The sequence below is a fragment of the Caulifigura coniformis genome (genome assembly GCF_007745175.1).
In the GTDB taxonomy this organism is placed as follows: Bacteria; Planctomycetota; Planctomycetia; order Planctomycetales; family Planctomycetaceae; genus Caulifigura; species Caulifigura coniformis.
In genome coordinates, this window is record NZ_CP036271.1 from 6,543,290 (window position 1) to 6,559,875 (window position 16,586).

11 protein-coding genes and 1 tRNA gene are annotated in these 16,586 nt (G+C 63.8%); 6 read left to right on the plus strand and 6 right to left on the minus strand.

Features of this window, described 5'->3' with window-relative positions; all coding sequences use genetic code 11:
• Positions 1-18: 18 nt before the first annotated feature.
• The 3 genes from Pan44_RS26290 to Pan44_RS26300 all read right to left on the minus strand — a co-directional run bounded on the left by Pan44_RS26290 (position 19) and on the right by Pan44_RS26300 (position 5,319).
• On the minus strand, positions 19-978 hold the full coding sequence (locus Pan44_RS26290) for a GNAT family N-acetyltransferase (RefSeq protein ID WP_145034699.1): 960 nt from the start codon (positions 976-978) through the stop codon (positions 19-21).
• Between the two features lie 93 nt (positions 979-1,071).
• Complete coding sequence (locus Pan44_RS26295) at positions 1,072-2,034, minus strand: transketolase family protein (RefSeq protein ID WP_145034700.1); 963 nt, start codon at positions 2,032-2,034, stop codon at positions 1,072-1,074.
• Between the two features lie 1,026 nt (positions 2,035-3,060).
• Positions 3,061-5,319, minus strand: coding sequence for a VIT and vWA domain-containing protein (locus tag Pan44_RS26300; protein WP_197453679.1), 2,259 nt, complete (start codon positions 5,317-5,319; stop codon positions 3,061-3,063).
• Positions 5,320-5,636: 317 nt separating this feature from the next.
• Here Pan44_RS26300 and Pan44_RS26305 point away from each other — a divergent pair, with 317 nt between their 5' ends.
• The 3 genes from Pan44_RS26305 (at position 5,637) to Pan44_RS26315 (ending at position 9,486) form a co-directional block, all read left to right on the plus strand.
• The gene (locus Pan44_RS26305; RefSeq protein ID WP_145034702.1) at positions 5,637-7,040 is read left to right on the plus strand and encodes a hypothetical protein; all 1,404 of its coding nucleotides are present in this window, start codon (positions 5,637-5,639) and stop codon (positions 7,038-7,040) included.
• Between the two features lie 77 nt (positions 7,041-7,117).
• Entirely contained in the window at positions 7,118-7,831 is a 714-nt protein-coding gene (locus tag Pan44_RS27675; protein ID WP_197453680.1) for a hypothetical protein, read from the plus strand.
• Positions 7,832-7,989: 158 nt separating this feature from the next.
• The gene (locus tag Pan44_RS26315) at positions 7,990-9,486 is read left to right on the plus strand and encodes a HEAT repeat domain-containing protein (RefSeq protein ID WP_145034703.1); all 1,497 of its coding nucleotides are present in this window, start codon (positions 7,990-7,992) and stop codon (positions 9,484-9,486) included.
• A gap of 64 nt (positions 9,487-9,550) precedes the next feature.
• On the opposite strand, the gene Pan44_RS26320 is transcribed toward Pan44_RS26315, so the two are convergent.
• From Pan44_RS26320 to Pan44_RS26330, 3 genes are all read right to left on the minus strand, one after another.
• Positions 9,551-11,785 (minus strand): hypothetical protein, encoded by a 2,235-nt coding sequence (locus Pan44_RS26320; RefSeq protein ID WP_145034704.1) that lies wholly within the window; start codon positions 11,783-11,785, stop codon positions 9,551-9,553.
• 276 nt (positions 11,786-12,061) lie between these two features.
• The gene (locus Pan44_RS26325; RefSeq protein WP_145034705.1) at positions 12,062-13,927 is read right to left on the minus strand and encodes a PAS domain-containing hybrid sensor histidine kinase/response regulator; all 1,866 of its coding nucleotides are present in this window, start codon (positions 13,925-13,927) and stop codon (positions 12,062-12,064) included.
• A 296-nt stretch (positions 13,928-14,223) separates the two neighbouring features.
• Positions 14,224-14,297: transfer RNA gene (locus Pan44_RS26330), tRNA-Arg, on the minus strand.
• A gap of 153 nt (positions 14,298-14,450) precedes the next feature.
• Here Pan44_RS26330 and Pan44_RS27680 point away from each other — a divergent pair.
• From Pan44_RS27680 to Pan44_RS26340, 3 genes are all read left to right on the plus strand, one after another.
• Positions 14,451-14,627: a hypothetical protein gene (locus Pan44_RS27680; protein ID WP_197453681.1), complete on the plus strand. Its 177-nt coding sequence runs from the start codon at positions 14,451-14,453 to the stop codon at positions 14,625-14,627.
• Between the two features lie 167 nt (positions 14,628-14,794).
• Positions 14,795-15,106 (plus strand): hypothetical protein, encoded by a 312-nt coding sequence (locus Pan44_RS26335; RefSeq protein WP_145034706.1) that lies wholly within the window; start codon positions 14,795-14,797, stop codon positions 15,104-15,106.
• A 119-nt stretch (positions 15,107-15,225) separates the two neighbouring features.
• Positions 15,226-15,657: a hypothetical protein gene (locus Pan44_RS26340; protein ID WP_145034707.1), complete on the plus strand. Its 432-nt coding sequence runs from the start codon at positions 15,226-15,228 to the stop codon at positions 15,655-15,657.
• Positions 15,658-16,586: the final 929 nt, after the last annotated feature.

A 16,586-nucleotide genomic window follows, 5' to 3' on the forward strand; every position in this document is an offset into this window, starting at 1 on the left:
GATTCGCCGGAAGGGCCCCTAAGGGCTTTCTCGCCTGCGATAGACGATCCCGGTGTCCACGCGCTCAAACCCCGCGCCGCTCACGGCGCGCATCGCCGATTCATTCGTCTCTGGCGAGTGAATTTCCGCGCAGCCAGCCAGATCCTGACGCAGCTGCCGGATCACCTCGATCAGCAGCGTCATCCCGAACCCCTGGCCGCGGTATTCGGCAGTCACCACCAGGTCCACCAGCCCGATCGCGCGCTGATTCCAGACCGGGATGTACTGGTCAAGACCCACGGCCGTCAGTACGGCCACCGTCTCCTGCGACTTCTTGAACTTCAGCTGGTACTGCAGGCAGTCCAGACGACCGAAGCGCGTGAACCACCACCACGTCGGCCGCTGCGGCTTCTCCGACACCTCCAGGTACGTCTGCCGGCGGTTCATCACCACCTTCGCCGACGTCGGATCCTTTCCCGAGAGCATCTCGCGGATGAAGATCCCGTGTTTCTCGACGGCCTCGTAGCCGACCGCGGTCAAGAACGGCATCGCGAGCGGATCGCTCTCGAAGAATCCCGAAGGCCGCGATCCGCCGTACAGGCCGAAATAGAACGGGTCGTTCATCAACGACGGGCCGGCGTACAGCGTCTCGCTCCCCCGCTGCCGCAGGTACTCCTCGACCCGGCTCACGAGTTCGCGTCCGATTCCCCGTCGGCGATACTCGGGATGCACGACCACCGCGCAGATCACACCCACGGACTGGTCGAGCCCAGATTGGTCGGCCTTCGTCCCGAAGCCGCCGTGAGCCATCCCCACGACGCGATCTCCATCGCAGGCGAGGATCAGCCCCTGCGGATCGAAATAGGGCTGCGCGTAGTTCGAGATCTCGAACGGCTCGGTCGAGCGGCTCTGGATCGCTGCCCGTCCCAGACCGCTGTCACCCCACAACTGCAGGATGCGGGGAGGATCGGCATTTTGAAACGTGCGATAGCTGAGCACCGTGCCGTTCTCGTCCGGACGACGGGGCGGCGATTCGTCGTTCGCGGGCGCCCGCGAACTCGGTAACCTGCCTGCCGGAAGACTCGACCTGCGTTACTTGCGCTTGACGGCCTTCTTCACCGCCTCGGCGACTTTCTCAGGCGTCAGGCCGTACTTCACGAGGAGGCCGTCCGGGTCTCCTGATTCGGCATAACGGTCGCCGATGTTCACAAATTCCATCGGCACCGGCTTCGACTCGACGACGGCCTGGGCGACCACCGATCCGAGCCCGCCGTGCGGCAGGTGCTCTTCGGCCACCACGATGCAGCCCGTCTCCTTCGCGGCCTTCGCGATCGCGTCCACATCCAGCGGCTTGATGGTGTGCATGTCGATCACGCGGCACTGCACGCCTTCGGCCTCGAGGGCCTTCGCCGCATCGAGAGCGCAGGCGACCATCAGGCCGTTGGCGATGATCGTGCAGTCCTTGCCGTCGCGGACCTGGATCGACTTGCCGATCTTGAACTTCACATCCGCGGCGTGGATGTCGGCGACTTTCTGCCGACAGACGCGCAGGTAGGTCGGGCCTTTGTGTTCGATCATCGCCTGGGTGGCAGCCCTGGTCGTGGCGGCGTCCGAGGGGACGATCACCACCACGCCCGGCAGCGAGCAGGCCAGGCCGACGTCTTCAATGCCCATCTGCGAAGGACCGTCTTCGCCGATCGAAATGCCGGCGTGCGAGCCGACGAGTTTCACGTTCAGGTCGGGAAACGCGACCGACATGCGGATCTGGTCGAAGGCGTTGTCCAGGAGGAAGCAGGCGAAGCTGGCGACAACCGGAATCTTCCCGCACGCCGCCAGACCGCCGGCGACGCTGACCATGTTGCTTTCGGCGATGCCGACGTTGACCGCCCGGTCCGGATAGGCCTTCGCAAACACCTCGGTGCGGGTGCTGTTTCCGACGTCGCCGTCGACCGTGCAGACGAGCGGATTGGTCGCGCCGACTTCCTTGAGGGCGTCGCCAAAGGCGTCGCGCATCGCTTTGCCGAGCTTCAATCCGCTTTTTTCACCGAGATACATGGCGCTGCCGTCTGAATCGTCTGGAAGTGTTCGCTGCGAGGACCTGCCGGAGGCACTCTCGGCCCGGCGAGTCGAAAACCGGGAGGATACCGCCTGCGCTGTCTCCCGCAAAGCAAACGCTCCCTCGCCTCAGGGCGAGTCACTTTTTCACACCAGGTCGTCTGTTGTCACTGCAAGTCATGTTGCGGCAACGACGAACTGGCCCATCTTGAAAAAGTGACCAGCCTTGCGCGCAACTCTCAAGCTTGTGCAGGGATTGGGAACAGTGTGGAGGTGTTTGACGCCGAGGGGGCAAGGAGGGCGCGTTGTGTGGGTGGTCCTGTACTCCTCGCCCTCTTTTCCTGCGGAAGTTCAGTAGAAGGATCGGGAGAGCGTGGGTGGTGCGGACATGGAGCCGGCCGGGCCGGTGTGTGTGTCGACAGGTTGACGGTGGTTGTGTTCATAGGTTCTCCATCATGACGGGGGCGGTTGCGCGGGGGGCCCGGTACTCGGTACTCGGTACTCGGAAGTGCTTGGGCGGGTGGGGATTGGGGCGGGGCGAGTCACTTTTTCACGGTCGGTCGACTTTCGTCACCGCAAGTCATTTTGCGGCAATGGCGCAACCCAACGTTGAATTGGCCCATTTTGAAGAAGTGACCAGCCCTGTCCCTCGCCTCCAGAGCCAGCGCGGGGCTCCAGAGTCAAAGCCTCGCGTCTCCCAGGAGACGAACTGCTTCGCGTGGCTGCTTCACAGCATGAAGAGCAAGAAGAACGGGGCCGGGGGGCCATCCTGTCGTCTTGCCCTTCCTCCCCTGGAAGTTTTGAAACCGCATGGCGTTCCGGTCGGGAATCGTTCGTTCCGGGCGGGTTGGCGAGGCGTTGATGGCCGTTTGAGTCGCGTTGATCGTGTTCATGGTCCCTCCGATCGTCCGTGGAGGGTTGCGCGCGGGGGCAGGTCCCCATGCGGTCCGCCAAGGGCAGGGGGGCTCAAACAAAACGCCCCGGCCGGTCAAGGACCAGCCGGGGCGTTCGAGCCACGCCCGTCAACTACTTGATCAGGTAAGCCTTTCCGCGGAGCCGCACGAGCAGGTCTTCATCCGACGCCTGGTTGGCGAGGATCTGGTTCTCCTCGGGCGAGTTGGCCGAGACGATCGCGAAGTATTCGCTCGAGTAGCGGTCGACGGTCGTAATGCTGGCCGCGTCTTTCTCGACGTCGAGGTTCGCCGTGTCCGGTGTCACCACGACCCGCCCCCGTTTGTACAGGGCCTGGTTTCCCAGGTTCCGCACCGTCGAAGCCACCACCTGCTTGTCGTCGACACTGAAATACGTCGCCGCCCCCGGCAGTCCGTCGGCCGGAGCGGGCTTTGACGCGGCCGGGGCGCCATTCGCCTCCCTCAGCGCGTTCTTGCCGAACCGCTGGGCGACGCCGGCCTTGCCTTCGGGGCTCCGCACCAGCAGTTCCAGTTCCCTGGTCGTCCGGGCCTGGTTCGACAGGGACGCCACGTCGGGACGGACTGACTCATCGGCCAGGAACGACGTGTAGGGCGTCAGGATGCCATGCTTCGTGGAGAGCGCCACGAGTTCGTTGACCAGTTCCTGGTTGTGCCCGTTGAGGTCGAGCTGGTCGATCAGTTCCCCGATCCGCCGGGTGGCCCACAGCTTCTCGACGAACGCCAGCGTCTGGTCGCCGCTCTTCTCGATGAAGTCGGCCGGGAAGTCGAACACCTTGTGATCGGGCCCGATCGCCCCTGAGAGGATCACTTTCGCCGCGCCGAACCGCCGGTATCGTCCGACGATGACGACCTGCTCGCCGGCGAACAGGTCGAAACCCGATCCGGGATACATGCGCGTGATCGGGTTCGGCCCCGACCACGGTCCATCGAACTGGAACTGGACGTCGACGTTCGTCAGTACGGGCGAGCTGATCCGGCTGAACACGCGGCTCACAGCGACTTCAATGTCGTCTTCGGGCCGGACGTATTCGCTCGCCCCTGAGTTTTCGCGGGCGAGCCGATCGAGAAGCCGGCTGTTGACGTCGTATCCCACCCCGAAGTTGAGCAGCCGGACGTGGGCCCGGTTGGCGGCTTTTACCGCCGCGGCAATCTTCGATTCGTTGGTTTCTCCCACGGTCGGCAGGCCGTCGGTCAGGAACAGCAGATACGAGGGGCGCGACGTGTCGGTCAGCGGTTTCAGGGCCGTCGTGAGCGCGTCATGAATGTTCGTCCCCCCGCCGGCGTAGAGACCGTCGGCATACGCGAGAGCGGCCTTGCGCGTGGCGTCTGTGAACTTTTCCAGCTCGGGCCGGAACGACTCGACCGCCCCTTCGTAGGAGACGATGTTGAGCGTGTCCCCCTCACGCAGATTGTTGAGGACCGATTTCAGGGCCTGCCGCGCCTGCTCGATCTTCTTGCCCGCCATGCTTCCACTGCGGTCGACCACAAACACGATCGTCTTGGCGGCCGGCGGCGCGTCGCCCACGGGAAGCTGCGGCGTCGTCAGCAACAGGAAATAGCCATCCTCCTTTTCGTTGGGCCGGTACGTCAGCACGCTCGTTCCCAGCTGTCCCGGCTGGACGTCGTAGAACAGCCGGAAGTCCGTCGTGGGGACGTCCCCCGTGCGGGTGTAGGTGATCACGGCGCGGCGGTTGTCGGGCCGCTCTACGTTGACCGGATGGCTTGGGCTGTAGACGTTGCGGATGTCGACGTTGCTGTCGACGGCGATGCGGAGGTTGAGCTTCTCGAGCGGCTTCGACGTGAATTTCGCCGTGCTGAGCGGGTAGAGCAGCTCAGTCAGCGACTGCGATTTGCGGAGCAGCTGCTTGTACTCGAGGACGACCTTACGTTCCGCCCCGGCGGGAATCGGAAAGACGCTCGTCTGAAACATGCCCTGGCCCATCCATTCCAGGAGGGCCGGATCACGATTCGATCGGACGATCGCCTCGTACTTCTTGCGGGCTTCTTCCCGCGAAAGCAGCTGGGCCGGAAACTCTTTGCCATCGACAAGGAGCGTCAGTTTGTCGATTGCCCCGTCATAGGGGAGGGGGAACACGAACTGGGCTTCGATCTGAGTTGAGCCGTGGTTCACAAAGGTTTGCGTCACCTGGATGCGGGCGACCTGGTCGGTGATCCGGGCGTCGACCGACAGTTCCTTAATGGCGTAGTTCGCCGGCGGCGTTGGGGACGGGCGCGGAATCGGCCGGGGAAGAGGCATGGGCCGATCGGGGATCATCAGGAACCCCTGGGCCATCACGGGAGCGGTCGCTGAGGCCGCGAGGAGAGCCACCAATGCCAGCAGACGACGGAACATGACGTCCTCCCCGCAGAGCGAACTGGAAACGACGGGCCGAGGAAAGCAGGCGGCCTCAGGAAGGGACGGACGCCGACGCGGAGACGTTCCCGGAATTTCCCGAGATCCGATCGAGCTGAGTACCGGCTCCGCCGGCCGCCCCAGGAGACCCGCGCCCCTCTGCGCAGGCCCTCGATTCCCTCGGGAAGTTGTGGAACATCTTGTTATTTTCGGCCTTCTGGATATGCTGATTTCCGCGTCGAACATGCCGGATTGGGCGGTTTCGATGGGCTGAGCAGCTCGGGCGGTGAGACGCCGCTCCATGTCTGGAGGATGCCATGCGATCTATTTCCGCGGCGCTGGGCTGTCTGTTCTTCCTGAACTCTGTCGTCTCTTTGCAGGCGCAGGAGAAGCCGAAAGAGGTCGCTCCCCAGGAGACGATCCAGTTCGAACAGGACAAGGCCCAGGCGCACATGCGCGAACTGGAGCAGCGGATGTTCCGCCTCGCGGAACTGATTCGCGAAGCCCAGCCGGAAGACGCAGCCCGTCTGAAACTCGGAGTCGAACGCGCGCGGGACACCCTGATCGCGGACCGGATGTCGCAGACGTCGCAGCTCCTCTCGTCGCTCAAGCTCGAGCAGGCCGCCAGCGGCCAGAAGGAAATCATTGCCGAGCTCGAAGAACTCAAGCGGCTGCTCCTGTCGACCGACATCGACCTGCAGCTCAAGCTCGAGCAGCTCAAGAAGCTGAAAGAAGCCCGCGCAAAGATCGAAGCCCTCGTCCGCAAAGAGAAGGTACAGCTCAACGACACGAAGGCCGCCAGCGACGCCAACCGGAAAGACGACTTCGTCGCCCTCAAGGAATCCGAAGAACGGAACAAGCGGCTGGGTGAAGACCTCGAGCAGATGCTCCGTCAGTTTGGCGGCGCGGCCGCCAGCGCCACGGGAGCCGTGAACGGCGCCGTCAAGAACATCGGCAACGCTGCTTCAAAGCTCGGCGAGAGCAACGGCGGCGAAGCCAACAAGGAACAGCAGGAAGCGATCGACAAGCTGTCGAAGGCCGACGCCAATCTCGCCGAGCTGCAGTCCGGGCTTGAGAAGGAGCTGGAAGCGTTCGTGCGGCAGCGCGTCATGGAAACGCTGGCGCAGATGATCGTCGAACAGCACCAGGTGCGGCAGACGACCGAAAAGCTCGCCCCCCGCGTGGCTGAAGGACGCAAAGAAACCGTCGTGGCCGTGAAGCGGCTGTCGGAAGCGGAAGAAAAGATCGTGCAGCTGGGCGAAGAAGCGCTGGGGCTGTGCGAACTCGTGGAATTCAGCATGGCGTTCCCGCCGGCGCTTCGCAGCGTGATCGATCAGATGGAACTCGTCGCCGCCGAACTGAGCTCGGGCCGCGCGAACGACTCGGTGATCGGCCGCGAAAAACAGATCGAAGACGATCTGCAGGAACTCCTGAACGCACTCAAGCAAGCCTCGCGGCCGAGTGGCGCGTCGTCGGGAGGCCAGTGCAGCAGTTGCGACGGCAATCTCAACAAGCTGCTGGCGGAAGTGAAGATGCTTAAATGGATGGAGATCTCCCTGAACAAGGAGACTCGCAAGGTGGAGGCCGAATTCGTCGGCAAGCCGATGCAGGATCCCGATCTCGCCTCGCGCCTGAAAACGCTCGTGGAGCAGCAGCAGAAGATCCAGTCGATCACCCAGCGCCTGCACGATTCGACGTGTCAGGACTGCCTGGGGAAATGACGCCCGGCGAGTACAGGCGTGAGCCTGTTGAAAGACCTGGCGACGCGGGATTCAACGGCGGAGAGACGAGGTGAGGCATGCGAAGAACGATTCCCGCAGCGCTGCTCGCGATGGCGTGTTCCGCCTCGGCCATGGCCGACGAAACGAAGCCCGCCGTGGAAGGCCCGCCGGCGGCAGAGGTCTCTCCCGCTCCCGCCACGGCCGCGAAGGAGGACAAGCCCGCGGCGCCTGAGGCCCCGGCTGCCGATGCGAAACCGGCTGCCGACACGAAAACTGCCGCCGTCGAGAAGAAACCGACTCCTTCCGCTGGCGACGAAGTCGGCCGCGTCTTCCCGCTCGACAACGAGGCCTGGCTGAAGGATCCGTTCCTCGTTCTCGACCTGGAGATGGAAGCGGTGGTGGAAGACCTGGGCGACGGGAAGGCCAAACCTCCGGCCGAGACGACGCAGCCCCGCATCGTGTCCCGCTTCGATGCCGTCATCGAACTTCTGGAAAAGAAAACCAGCGGCAGCGGCGGTGGGGGCAAACCGAACCGCCCGGCTGAGCAGTCGAATCTCACCAAAGGCCCTGGCGGAATGGGCGAACTGAAGACGCCCAAGAAAACGGGGAAGGGGTATGACGACCTGACGCCGAAAGAACGGGAGAAGATCCTCCAGTCGAAGACGGAAGGCTTCCCTCCCGGTTTCGAGGATGTGCTCGCGGACTATTATCGTCGCCTCGCGAAGGCGGACGGCGCGGCCGCCGAACCGCCTGTGGAGGCCCCTCCCGCGGTGAAGCCACAGTCGAAGTGACCAGCGTCCGGGATTGGAACTCTGAGGAGAGATCGCGCCTGCGAGCGGAAGCGCTCCCGGACGAAGATCAGGACCCGGCTCTTCGGGGGAGCCGGTTTTTTTGATTCTGCGGAACGGGTGAGACGCGTGCGCAGGGCGAATGTCGGAAGGGGAGCGTGATGCTGCGACTGATTGCTGCGATTTGCGTTTTCGGCGTTGGGGCGGCCATCGCCGCCGATCCCCCTAAGGATTCCGCTGCGCCCGCCTCGAAGACTGCGGGTTCCACGGCCAGGTTCACGGTGCGCGACGTCAATCTCTACGTCATGTCGTCGTACGGCAATTCGCTCAATCACCGCGATCTCTTCAAGTCGACTCTCCCCGGCTTCGTCGGCGCGCGCCGCGCCACGGCCGAGCGCAAACAGCTCAACGATCCGTCGCCGGCCGGGCTCATCACCTTCGAAGGGGAACCGGCTGACAATGTCGACGTGCTGCTGGAGTTCACCAACGGCCGGTTCTTCGGCAACTGGCCTCCCTGTCCACAGAAATCGAAGCGGCTCCTGTGGGTGAAGTCGAAGCTCACGAAAGAGCCTGCCGACACGCCCGCGCGGCTCGCCGAGAACCACTGGATGACGTTCCTCCGCAACTCGGACCGGCTGTGGTCCGCGGCCGGACAGAAGAGCGAGCGATTTCTGTTGTACGACGTCGAGCTGCCGCTCCCGGCCCCGGTGAAAGTCACGCTTGCGGAGGGCGGACACGGGCTGGCGAACACCAGCCACTTTGCGCTTCACGACGTCACGGTCTACAAGCCGGAAGCCGGCCAGTGGCTGGTCGGAACACTGCCGCAGCTCGAAGCGGCTCCAAAGAAGGAGAAACCGGCCAAGGACGACAAGGAGAAAAAGAAGCCGGATCCCGAGTCCGTCTTTGACAAGGAAGAGGCGCCGAAGGACGGGAAAGACAAACCCGCCCAAGCACCCGCCCCGGCGAAGACAGACGACGAAAAGAAGCCCGAAGCGACGAAGGACAAAGACACTCCGGCAGCCGCAGCGCCGGCCTCCGCGGCGGCTCCCACCCCCGCCGGGGCTCCAGCCGGCGCGGCCGTTCCCGTCGCGACGCCCGCCGGCGCCCCGATGCCAGCCGCCGATGGCAAACCGGCGGAAGGCGAAAAGAAGCCGGACGACGCGAAGGTCGTGACTGTTCCCTCGTCGAAGGAACCGCAGTCGAAGGAGGCCATTCTCGCAACGTGGTCGGCCCACCTCAAAGACCTCGGGCTTGGGCCTGTCGAGATCGAGTACCTCTCAAAACAGATCGCAGGCCAGGCGCTCCGCACGGACAGCGCCACGATCGTCTTCCGCCTCGATCCCGACCAACTCGAAGAACTGTTCCCTCTGGAAGTCACTCCCGCGCCGCAGAAGCAGATTCGCGTCGCCCTCGTCGTGCTCCTCGATTCCGATCCGGACGTCACGAAGCGCGTCGAAGAACTCGTCAAGAAACTCGGCGACCCGAGCTATGCCGAGCGCGAGGCGGCGATGGAAGCGCTGCGCAAGCTGGGCCCGGCCGCGAAACAGAAGGTGCAGGAGGCCGTGAACGACAAGGACGCCGAAATTTCGTTCCGGGCCGAGCAGCTCGTCGAAGTTCTCAACGACCCAACGGGGGCTCAGCCGCGGCCGAACGAATAGCGCGGCCGTGAAATGCCCTGGGGCGTTGCTCCCGGCGCGGGTCGAGGCCGCGTCTCCGGCGCGATTACTTCAGCGGCGCGGTTGACGCCGGGTACGACAGGATCATCTCCCGGGCCGTCTTCGCGTCCGGCTTCAGCGATCCCATCACCGCGGTCAGGGCCGTGCTGGCGACAGGATCGGTCTCGGCCGCGGCGTGCTCCCGGAGGCGCGCGAGGTCGTCGTTCGAGACCAGCAGTCCGAAACGCTGGATGTGGAACGCCAGCTGGCGGGAGGCCGCGATTCGCAGCTCGGGAGCGATCGAATCGCCGACCGCGGTATCGAGCAGGCGCTGCTGCGCGGCCGGCGTCGAAATCGCCCCGAGCGCGACGATGCACGAGCGTCCCACGTCGGGATCGTTCACGTTATCCGCGAGAACGGTTTCGGCGGGGGCCAGGTCGAACAGGTTGGTCCTCTGGCCAACGGCGATCTGCTCCAGCCAGCTGGCGGCCGCCTTCCGCTGGGCCAGCCGCTGCGGATCGGTCAGTCGCGGCGGGGAAACCTGGGCGAGAAGCGGGCGGAGCTGCTTCATCATGTCGATGGCGTTGTTCGATTCCTCGACATAGCTCACCAGCGGGTACTCGTGGATCAGGTGTTTGACCTTGTCCTGCATGCCGACCGGGCCATAGATGGCGACAGGCACGCTCGCGGTCCGGGAGTCGGCCCGCAGGTTGGCGACGGTCTGCGAGAGGTCCCAGCGGATCGCGTTGAGATGCACAACCGTCAGCGCCACGTCGCCATCCGCAGCGACACGCTGGAAGCCGTCCCGTCCGGTGGACGTGATCCGCGGATCGAACCCGAGCGTGTTCAGGTAGTCGCCGACCAGCGTGCCGCGGCGGTTATTGGGATCGATCACCACGCCGTCCGGTCGGCTGTCCCCGGCGAGCGTCCGCGCGAGGATCGCCACGACGAGCCGCGAGTTCGGGAACGGCGTCACTGGGTCCCACTGCAGAAGGGTTTCGGCCGCGGCGAACTGGATCCGTGGAGAGGACGAATTGAGCGCCTCGAGCACCGCGGGAGGCCGGCCGTTCACGTTCGCATCCAGCTGCTTGCGCGAACCGTTCTGGCCGAGGACGCGCAGTCCCTGCAGCGCAGCGCCGGGCTGGTTCAGCTGCACGGAGAGATGGACGACTTCATCGGCGAGCTCGGGACCGGCGGCCAGCAGCAGGTTGTGCGCAGTCCCGGGGCCTTCGGGAGGTGAATTGGCCCAGCCGGCCGCCTCGACGTCGCGGGCCAGCAGGATCGCCATCAACAGTACCTGCGGCTCGCGGCGATCCCCCGACAGCTCGAGCGATTCGCGGGCAAACTGCTCGGCGATGAACAGGTCGGCCTTGGCCGGCTCGGTCCGCGTTTCGACAAGCTGCTTCTGCGCCGGGTCCCACGACCAGAGGCCCACCAGTCCGTCTTCACCCGCCTTCGGCGTCTTGTGATGGGTGAAGTACGCCTCGGCTTCTTTGCGCAGGCGATCTGCAATGCCGAACGGGTTCACGCTCTCGACGCGCGTGGCGTCGCCGGTGAGGATTTTTGCGAGTGAACGCCGCGACTGCTGTCGCAGGTCTTCCGGCGACTCGGGAGCAAAGGCGGGGCTCCACAGCGCCAGTTCGGCGTCTTTGCCTCCCAGGCTGCCCAGTGCGTCCGCCGCGAGCCCGCGGATCTGATCGGGACCCGAGCGCAGGGCGCCGATCAGCGGCGTCACTGCGTCGTCGCCCAGTTGAGCGATCGTCGCGATCGCGAGGTCGACCGGAATCGGACGCTGCTCATCGGTCACCCGGCGGAGCAGGTGGGCCACCGCGTATTCACGCAGATGCTTGAGCTCGAGCAGTCCCTGGTCACGATCGCGGGCGCTGCCGCTGAGCTTGTCGATCAGCCCGTCGATGACCGTCACGTCCGCCATCCGCGCGGTCGCCGCCTGCCGTACCCGGTCGAGCAGATCCTGCGAGGCCGGCTGCAGCTCTTTGGTCCGGGCGAGCTGCATGAACGTCGCGGTTCCGTACTTGTTCCGCAGGTCGAGCAGGAAGTCGTCCCCCGGAGCCGATGCCACGAACGCTTCGAGGTAACGCCGCGCCACATCGGGGCGGTTCAGCTGGAGCGTCAGGAGGACGGCGTCGAACAGCTGTTGCGGCGTCTTCGGTTCGGAGGGCAGGGGGGAAGGCGCCCCCAGCGCCGGCGGCTGGTCCTGGGCCTGGAGCGCCACGGCGGGAGCCAGCAGCAGCGACGTACCGGCGGCGAACGTCCAGCAGTGGCGACGGACGGACCTGCGCATGGCCGAAACCTCTCGAATCAGTTCGCGGAGTGAAGACTGAGACGACCCCGGGCGGACTAGGCCGGAGAATCGCGACAACCCTTCATGTCGGGCGCGGCGCGCACCGGGCGCACGGCGTCCACCGACATTCTATCGAGAGCCACAATACGACCGCTTGAGACCCCGCGGAAGATGCGGCCCGGATGCGGGGAACGAAGTCCAGAAGTGGCCGTTGCGCCGGTCGAATCGACCCCGCGCCCCGCCCCCGAGGCGGCCGGCCCCCCGCGATCGGGCGCCTTAGACCAGCATCGAACACACATCCGCCAAGGCCGGACTCGCCTTCGGCCCGCGTCCCGCAATCCGCAGCCTCGATCGAGCCGGCCCGACGACCGTTTCAATCGTTTCCAGAAGCTGCTGCATGACCAGCGGCTTCGCCGCAAACGCGTTCATCCCGGCGGAGAGGCACTGCTCACGGTCTTCCGGAGCGGCGTTCGCCGTGAAGGCGATGATCGGGATCAGCTCGCGGGTGTAGCGCGGCAACCGTCCGGCCGCTTCCAGCAGTCGGATTTCCCGCGCTGCCGTCAGACCATCCATTTCAGGCATCTGGCAATCCATCAGGACGGCGTCGTAGTCCGAACGCTGGACGGAGGCAACCGCCTCCACGCCGTTGTTCGCCACATCGACGTCCCAGCCCGCCATCCTCAGCAGTTCAACCGCGACCATCTGGTTGATTTCATTGTCTTCGGCAAGGAGCAACCGTCCCTGCGTCGCGGGACGGCTGTCGGAATCGGAGACAGGGTCGCAGGCGTTCTCGATGCGGCCGGGCGAGGCGTCCATGATCTCGTGCGGCATGAGTTCGCGGCAGGCCGCCGGGCTTTCCGGCGCGACGGTCGCGGCGAGCGGAAGGCGAACGCGGAATTCCGAGCCGACGTCCACCTGGCTTTCCACGTCGATCCGGCCGTTCATCAGTTCGACGAGCTGTCGGCAGATCGCAAGCCCCAGGCCCGTTCCGCCGTACTTTCGCGAGATCGAGGCGTCCACCTGCATGAAGTCGTGAAACAGCCGGCTGCGACGCGACTCCGGAATCCCGATCCCGGTGTCCTTCACGCGAATCGTGAGACCGTCTCCATCCCGTTCGCGGCCGACGTGAATGGACACGCTCCCCCGTTCCGTGAACTTGAGCGCGTTGTTGACCAGGTTGACGAGAATCTGGCGGACCCGTTCAGGGTCCCCCATCAGGAACTCCGGTACGTTGTCGTCCACCAGGGACGACAGCTCGAGCTGCCGCGCGGCGGCCACATGCGCAAACGCTTCCTGGACCTCGGTGGCGATTGCGCGCATGCGGAACGGAACCTGTTCGAGTTCCAGCCGCCCCGCTTCGATCTTGGAGAAATCGAGCAGGTCGTTCATCAGCCCGAGCAGCGACATCGCCGACTGCCGCGCGATGCGCACCTGCTGTTGCTGCTGCGTCGCGAGCCCGGTCCCCCCGAGAACCTCGAGCATTCCGATCACACCGTTCAGCGGTGTGCGGATTTCATGGCTCACGCGCGCCAGGAACGACGACTTCGCGTGGTTGGCCGCATCCGCTGCCTCCTTCTGCCGCCGCAGGTTCTCGAGCAGCTTTCGTTCGGTGATGTTGACCACCGTTCCTTCGTAGCGGGCGACGGCCCCGCCGATCACGACAGCGCGAGCGGTCTCGGCGATCCAGATGATCGAACCGTCGCGGCGGTACACCTGCGACTCGAAATCAGTGACCACTCCTTCGGACCGGATGCGGTGGACGAACTCGTTTCGTCGTTCCGGATCGACATACAGCTGGCGGCTGATGTCCCCGATGCCGCTGATCAGCTCTTCGGGAGTGTCGTATCCGTAAATCCCGGCGAGGGCCGGGTTGGCGATGACGTACGTGCCGTCGGGGGTCGTCTGGAAGATGCCTTCGACGGCGTTCTCGAAGATGCTGCGAAAGCGGGCCTCCGCTTCACGCAGCGCGACCATTGTCTGTTCTCGCTGCAGGACTGCCTGCGTGACCGCCTCCGACGCGTGGTCCCGCCGGGGGCCAAGCGGTCCATGATCGAGCGCCCGCAACCCCCGCTGGATGAGGAGCATCAGCGTTGCGCAGATCAGAATCCACAACGCTTCGATGGTCAGCGACGATTCCGGCATGCATGCCTCTCAAGCTGTCGCGGCAAAGTCCGCGCAGCAATGCCCTGGCACAAGTTGTTCATCACGGGTGTCAGGGTCCACCGGGAGGCGCGCAGCGGGCCCATCGGAGAAACCCTAGTTCAACCCGCTCCGGGTCAGCGTCCGGGACAGCGAAACTGGGATGGGCCGCATCGCTCACAGGCGGCCTCTGCCGTTTATGACGACGGCGCCGCTCCTGGCACCGTTCCGCTTCAGGCCCGCCCCCTTCAAACAGGTCTCAGCAGAGAGACCGGCGTGGTGATCAAGAACGAAGAAAGTACTCCCGACAGGATTCGAACCTGTGGCCTGCGGTTTAGGAAACCGCCGCTCTATCCAACTGAGCTACGGGAGCAAGTTGTTTCACATACTGCACTTGCGGCGTGTTGTGGCGAGTGTGCCCTGTTGAGTTTATTGCCGGATTATTTCCAGCACAACGTTTGCGATGAAAGTTGCGCCGGCCAACGCGGACTGACCGACCCGTGCGGACCTGAGCAAAGCCGGGGGCATGGCGCACGGCTGGTCGAAGTTGTTGGGCGCTGCCACCAAGAGCGGGCTCGGCCGGAGCGGCAAGCACAGCCTGGAAGGGCGGGGCTTTATCGCCAACACCAAGGACGAGGGCAGCCCAACCCTGAGCTACACGACTACGGCAGCCGGCTCGAAAACGCTGGCAGCCAAGCCGTAACCCATGCGGGCGAACCTGACGGACCATATCTGGAAGCTGGACGATTTGTTCGGCGGGTAAGATCATCGACGGGTTGGCCGATGAATCCTCCTAAACCGAAATGCAGACGTGGCCGACCGGGACTATTTCAACCTGTCCACTCCCCTTCACTAAAGCATCGGCCGCCTGTGATCGACTCGTCGCACCTTCGCCGCGCTTTCATTTGTCTGGCGATCGCGTCCACCCTGTGGCCGATGGCCCATCTGAGCGCCGTCATCGGTGTCGCATTATGCGGTGTTGGCCACGGCCCCGAGACGGGTCTCGGTGAAAAACTGATCGTGACATCCTTTCCCCTCTTCGGATTGGCGGCAGCCAGTTTCGTCACGGCCGTTGTCAACTGCTGGAAAGGCTTCTCACGCCGTTGGCCCGTCGTTTTGCTCATCTTTGCCGGCCTGATCAACCTCCTTGCCGAAGCACACAGTTTTTCCTGGCTGCTCTGAATGCGAATCGAGCACTGAGTGGGGAAATTCGCAGTTGAGTCGCGAAGCCGGACGGGCGATGATGCCGGGCGGGCTTTTTTGTTTCGCAGAACAATGAGCCGCACGACACGCATACCTGAGTGCAATTGATGACTTCGGTTCGAGGCAAGTTCCCGAAGCACTTTGTCAGCTTCCGCTCAGATCGTTTTGAGCTGGCAATTCCCGACGACGAGATCGACAGCCTCTTTCCGGGTGCAGACTGCTGCGAATGGTTCTATGAACGACTCGCGACGGCCACGAGATGTGCACCCCATCAGTCTCCCGTGATGGAAGATTGGGGATGGACATTTGCTGTCAAAGCGAACGGTTCGACGATTCGTGTGAACGTCTGGGGCATCGAGGAATGGTTCCTCGGGGTTGAATCCGGGTTTTCGCTGATAGGGCTTCTGAGTCCGCCACACCGCAAGAAAACGGAAGCCGACAGGCTGGCCGTGTGCGACGAGATTGAATCACTCATTTGCACTGAATTGAAGGCGGAGTTCCTCGGCTGGTCAGAAACGTTTCCCGGCTAGACCGGCCCCCACGGCCCATGCGGTAAAACCTATGGTTGGGCACTCTCACGGTCGCAAGCCCAATGGTCCTGACCTGCAACCGCTCGCCCCTGCCTTGTGCGGGGGCTTTTCTTTTAGGCTTGGCTTCCATTTACGGAACTCGTTGACGAAGGATGTAGGTGGAGTCATGAACTCCTAAGCGGATTTCGTCCGGTTGAACGCTTAGCACCGGGTATCTCATCTCGGCAAGTTCCATGTAATACCCCCCTGCCCACAACGCTCTTTGAAGAACTCGATACACGGGTAGGAGCAGTTCACCCCCGCGTCGTCTGCCAATCACGAGGTCACTTCCTTCAATCTGCCAAAAGAAGAAGTCGTTACCTGCCCCTTCGTCGCGCAAGATCCGTCCAGTTCCGTCGGCGTTGAACTTGAAAGAAAAGTACGACCGGGAGTTTCCCTCAACGGTGCTCGACCATGTTCCCACAAATCGCCGATCGACCCGCGGCCAAAGCCACCAGCACAGCACCACCACGAGAACCACGATCGTGACGACGATTCGTCGCCTGTGTCGGTTCGGTGGTGATGGGGGAGGGGTCATTCGAAATCTGAGACTCGCTCAAATGTCATCGTTCGCTTTGAGCCTAAGTCGACAACTTCGATCTGTTGGTCTGACAGTCGAAGAATAGTGAACGACCGCGTTTTCGGTTGTCCTAAGCCAGTCAGTGATGCCGCCATGCCGACCAGCCAAGTTTTGCCAGAAGGCTGGAGTCGGAGTTCAGGCCAAACAACCGACCAGCGGTAAGTGCTCATCAGGACGGGTCTGAAATCGCCTGAGTGGCCGTACAGTTCAGCCACTCCGTTCGATAGGAACCGATAAGCACCATCCGTTCGCCCAATCGCGGTCACCAATGCCCAGCTACCAACAATCCGCGCATCACCTCGTGGCCAAT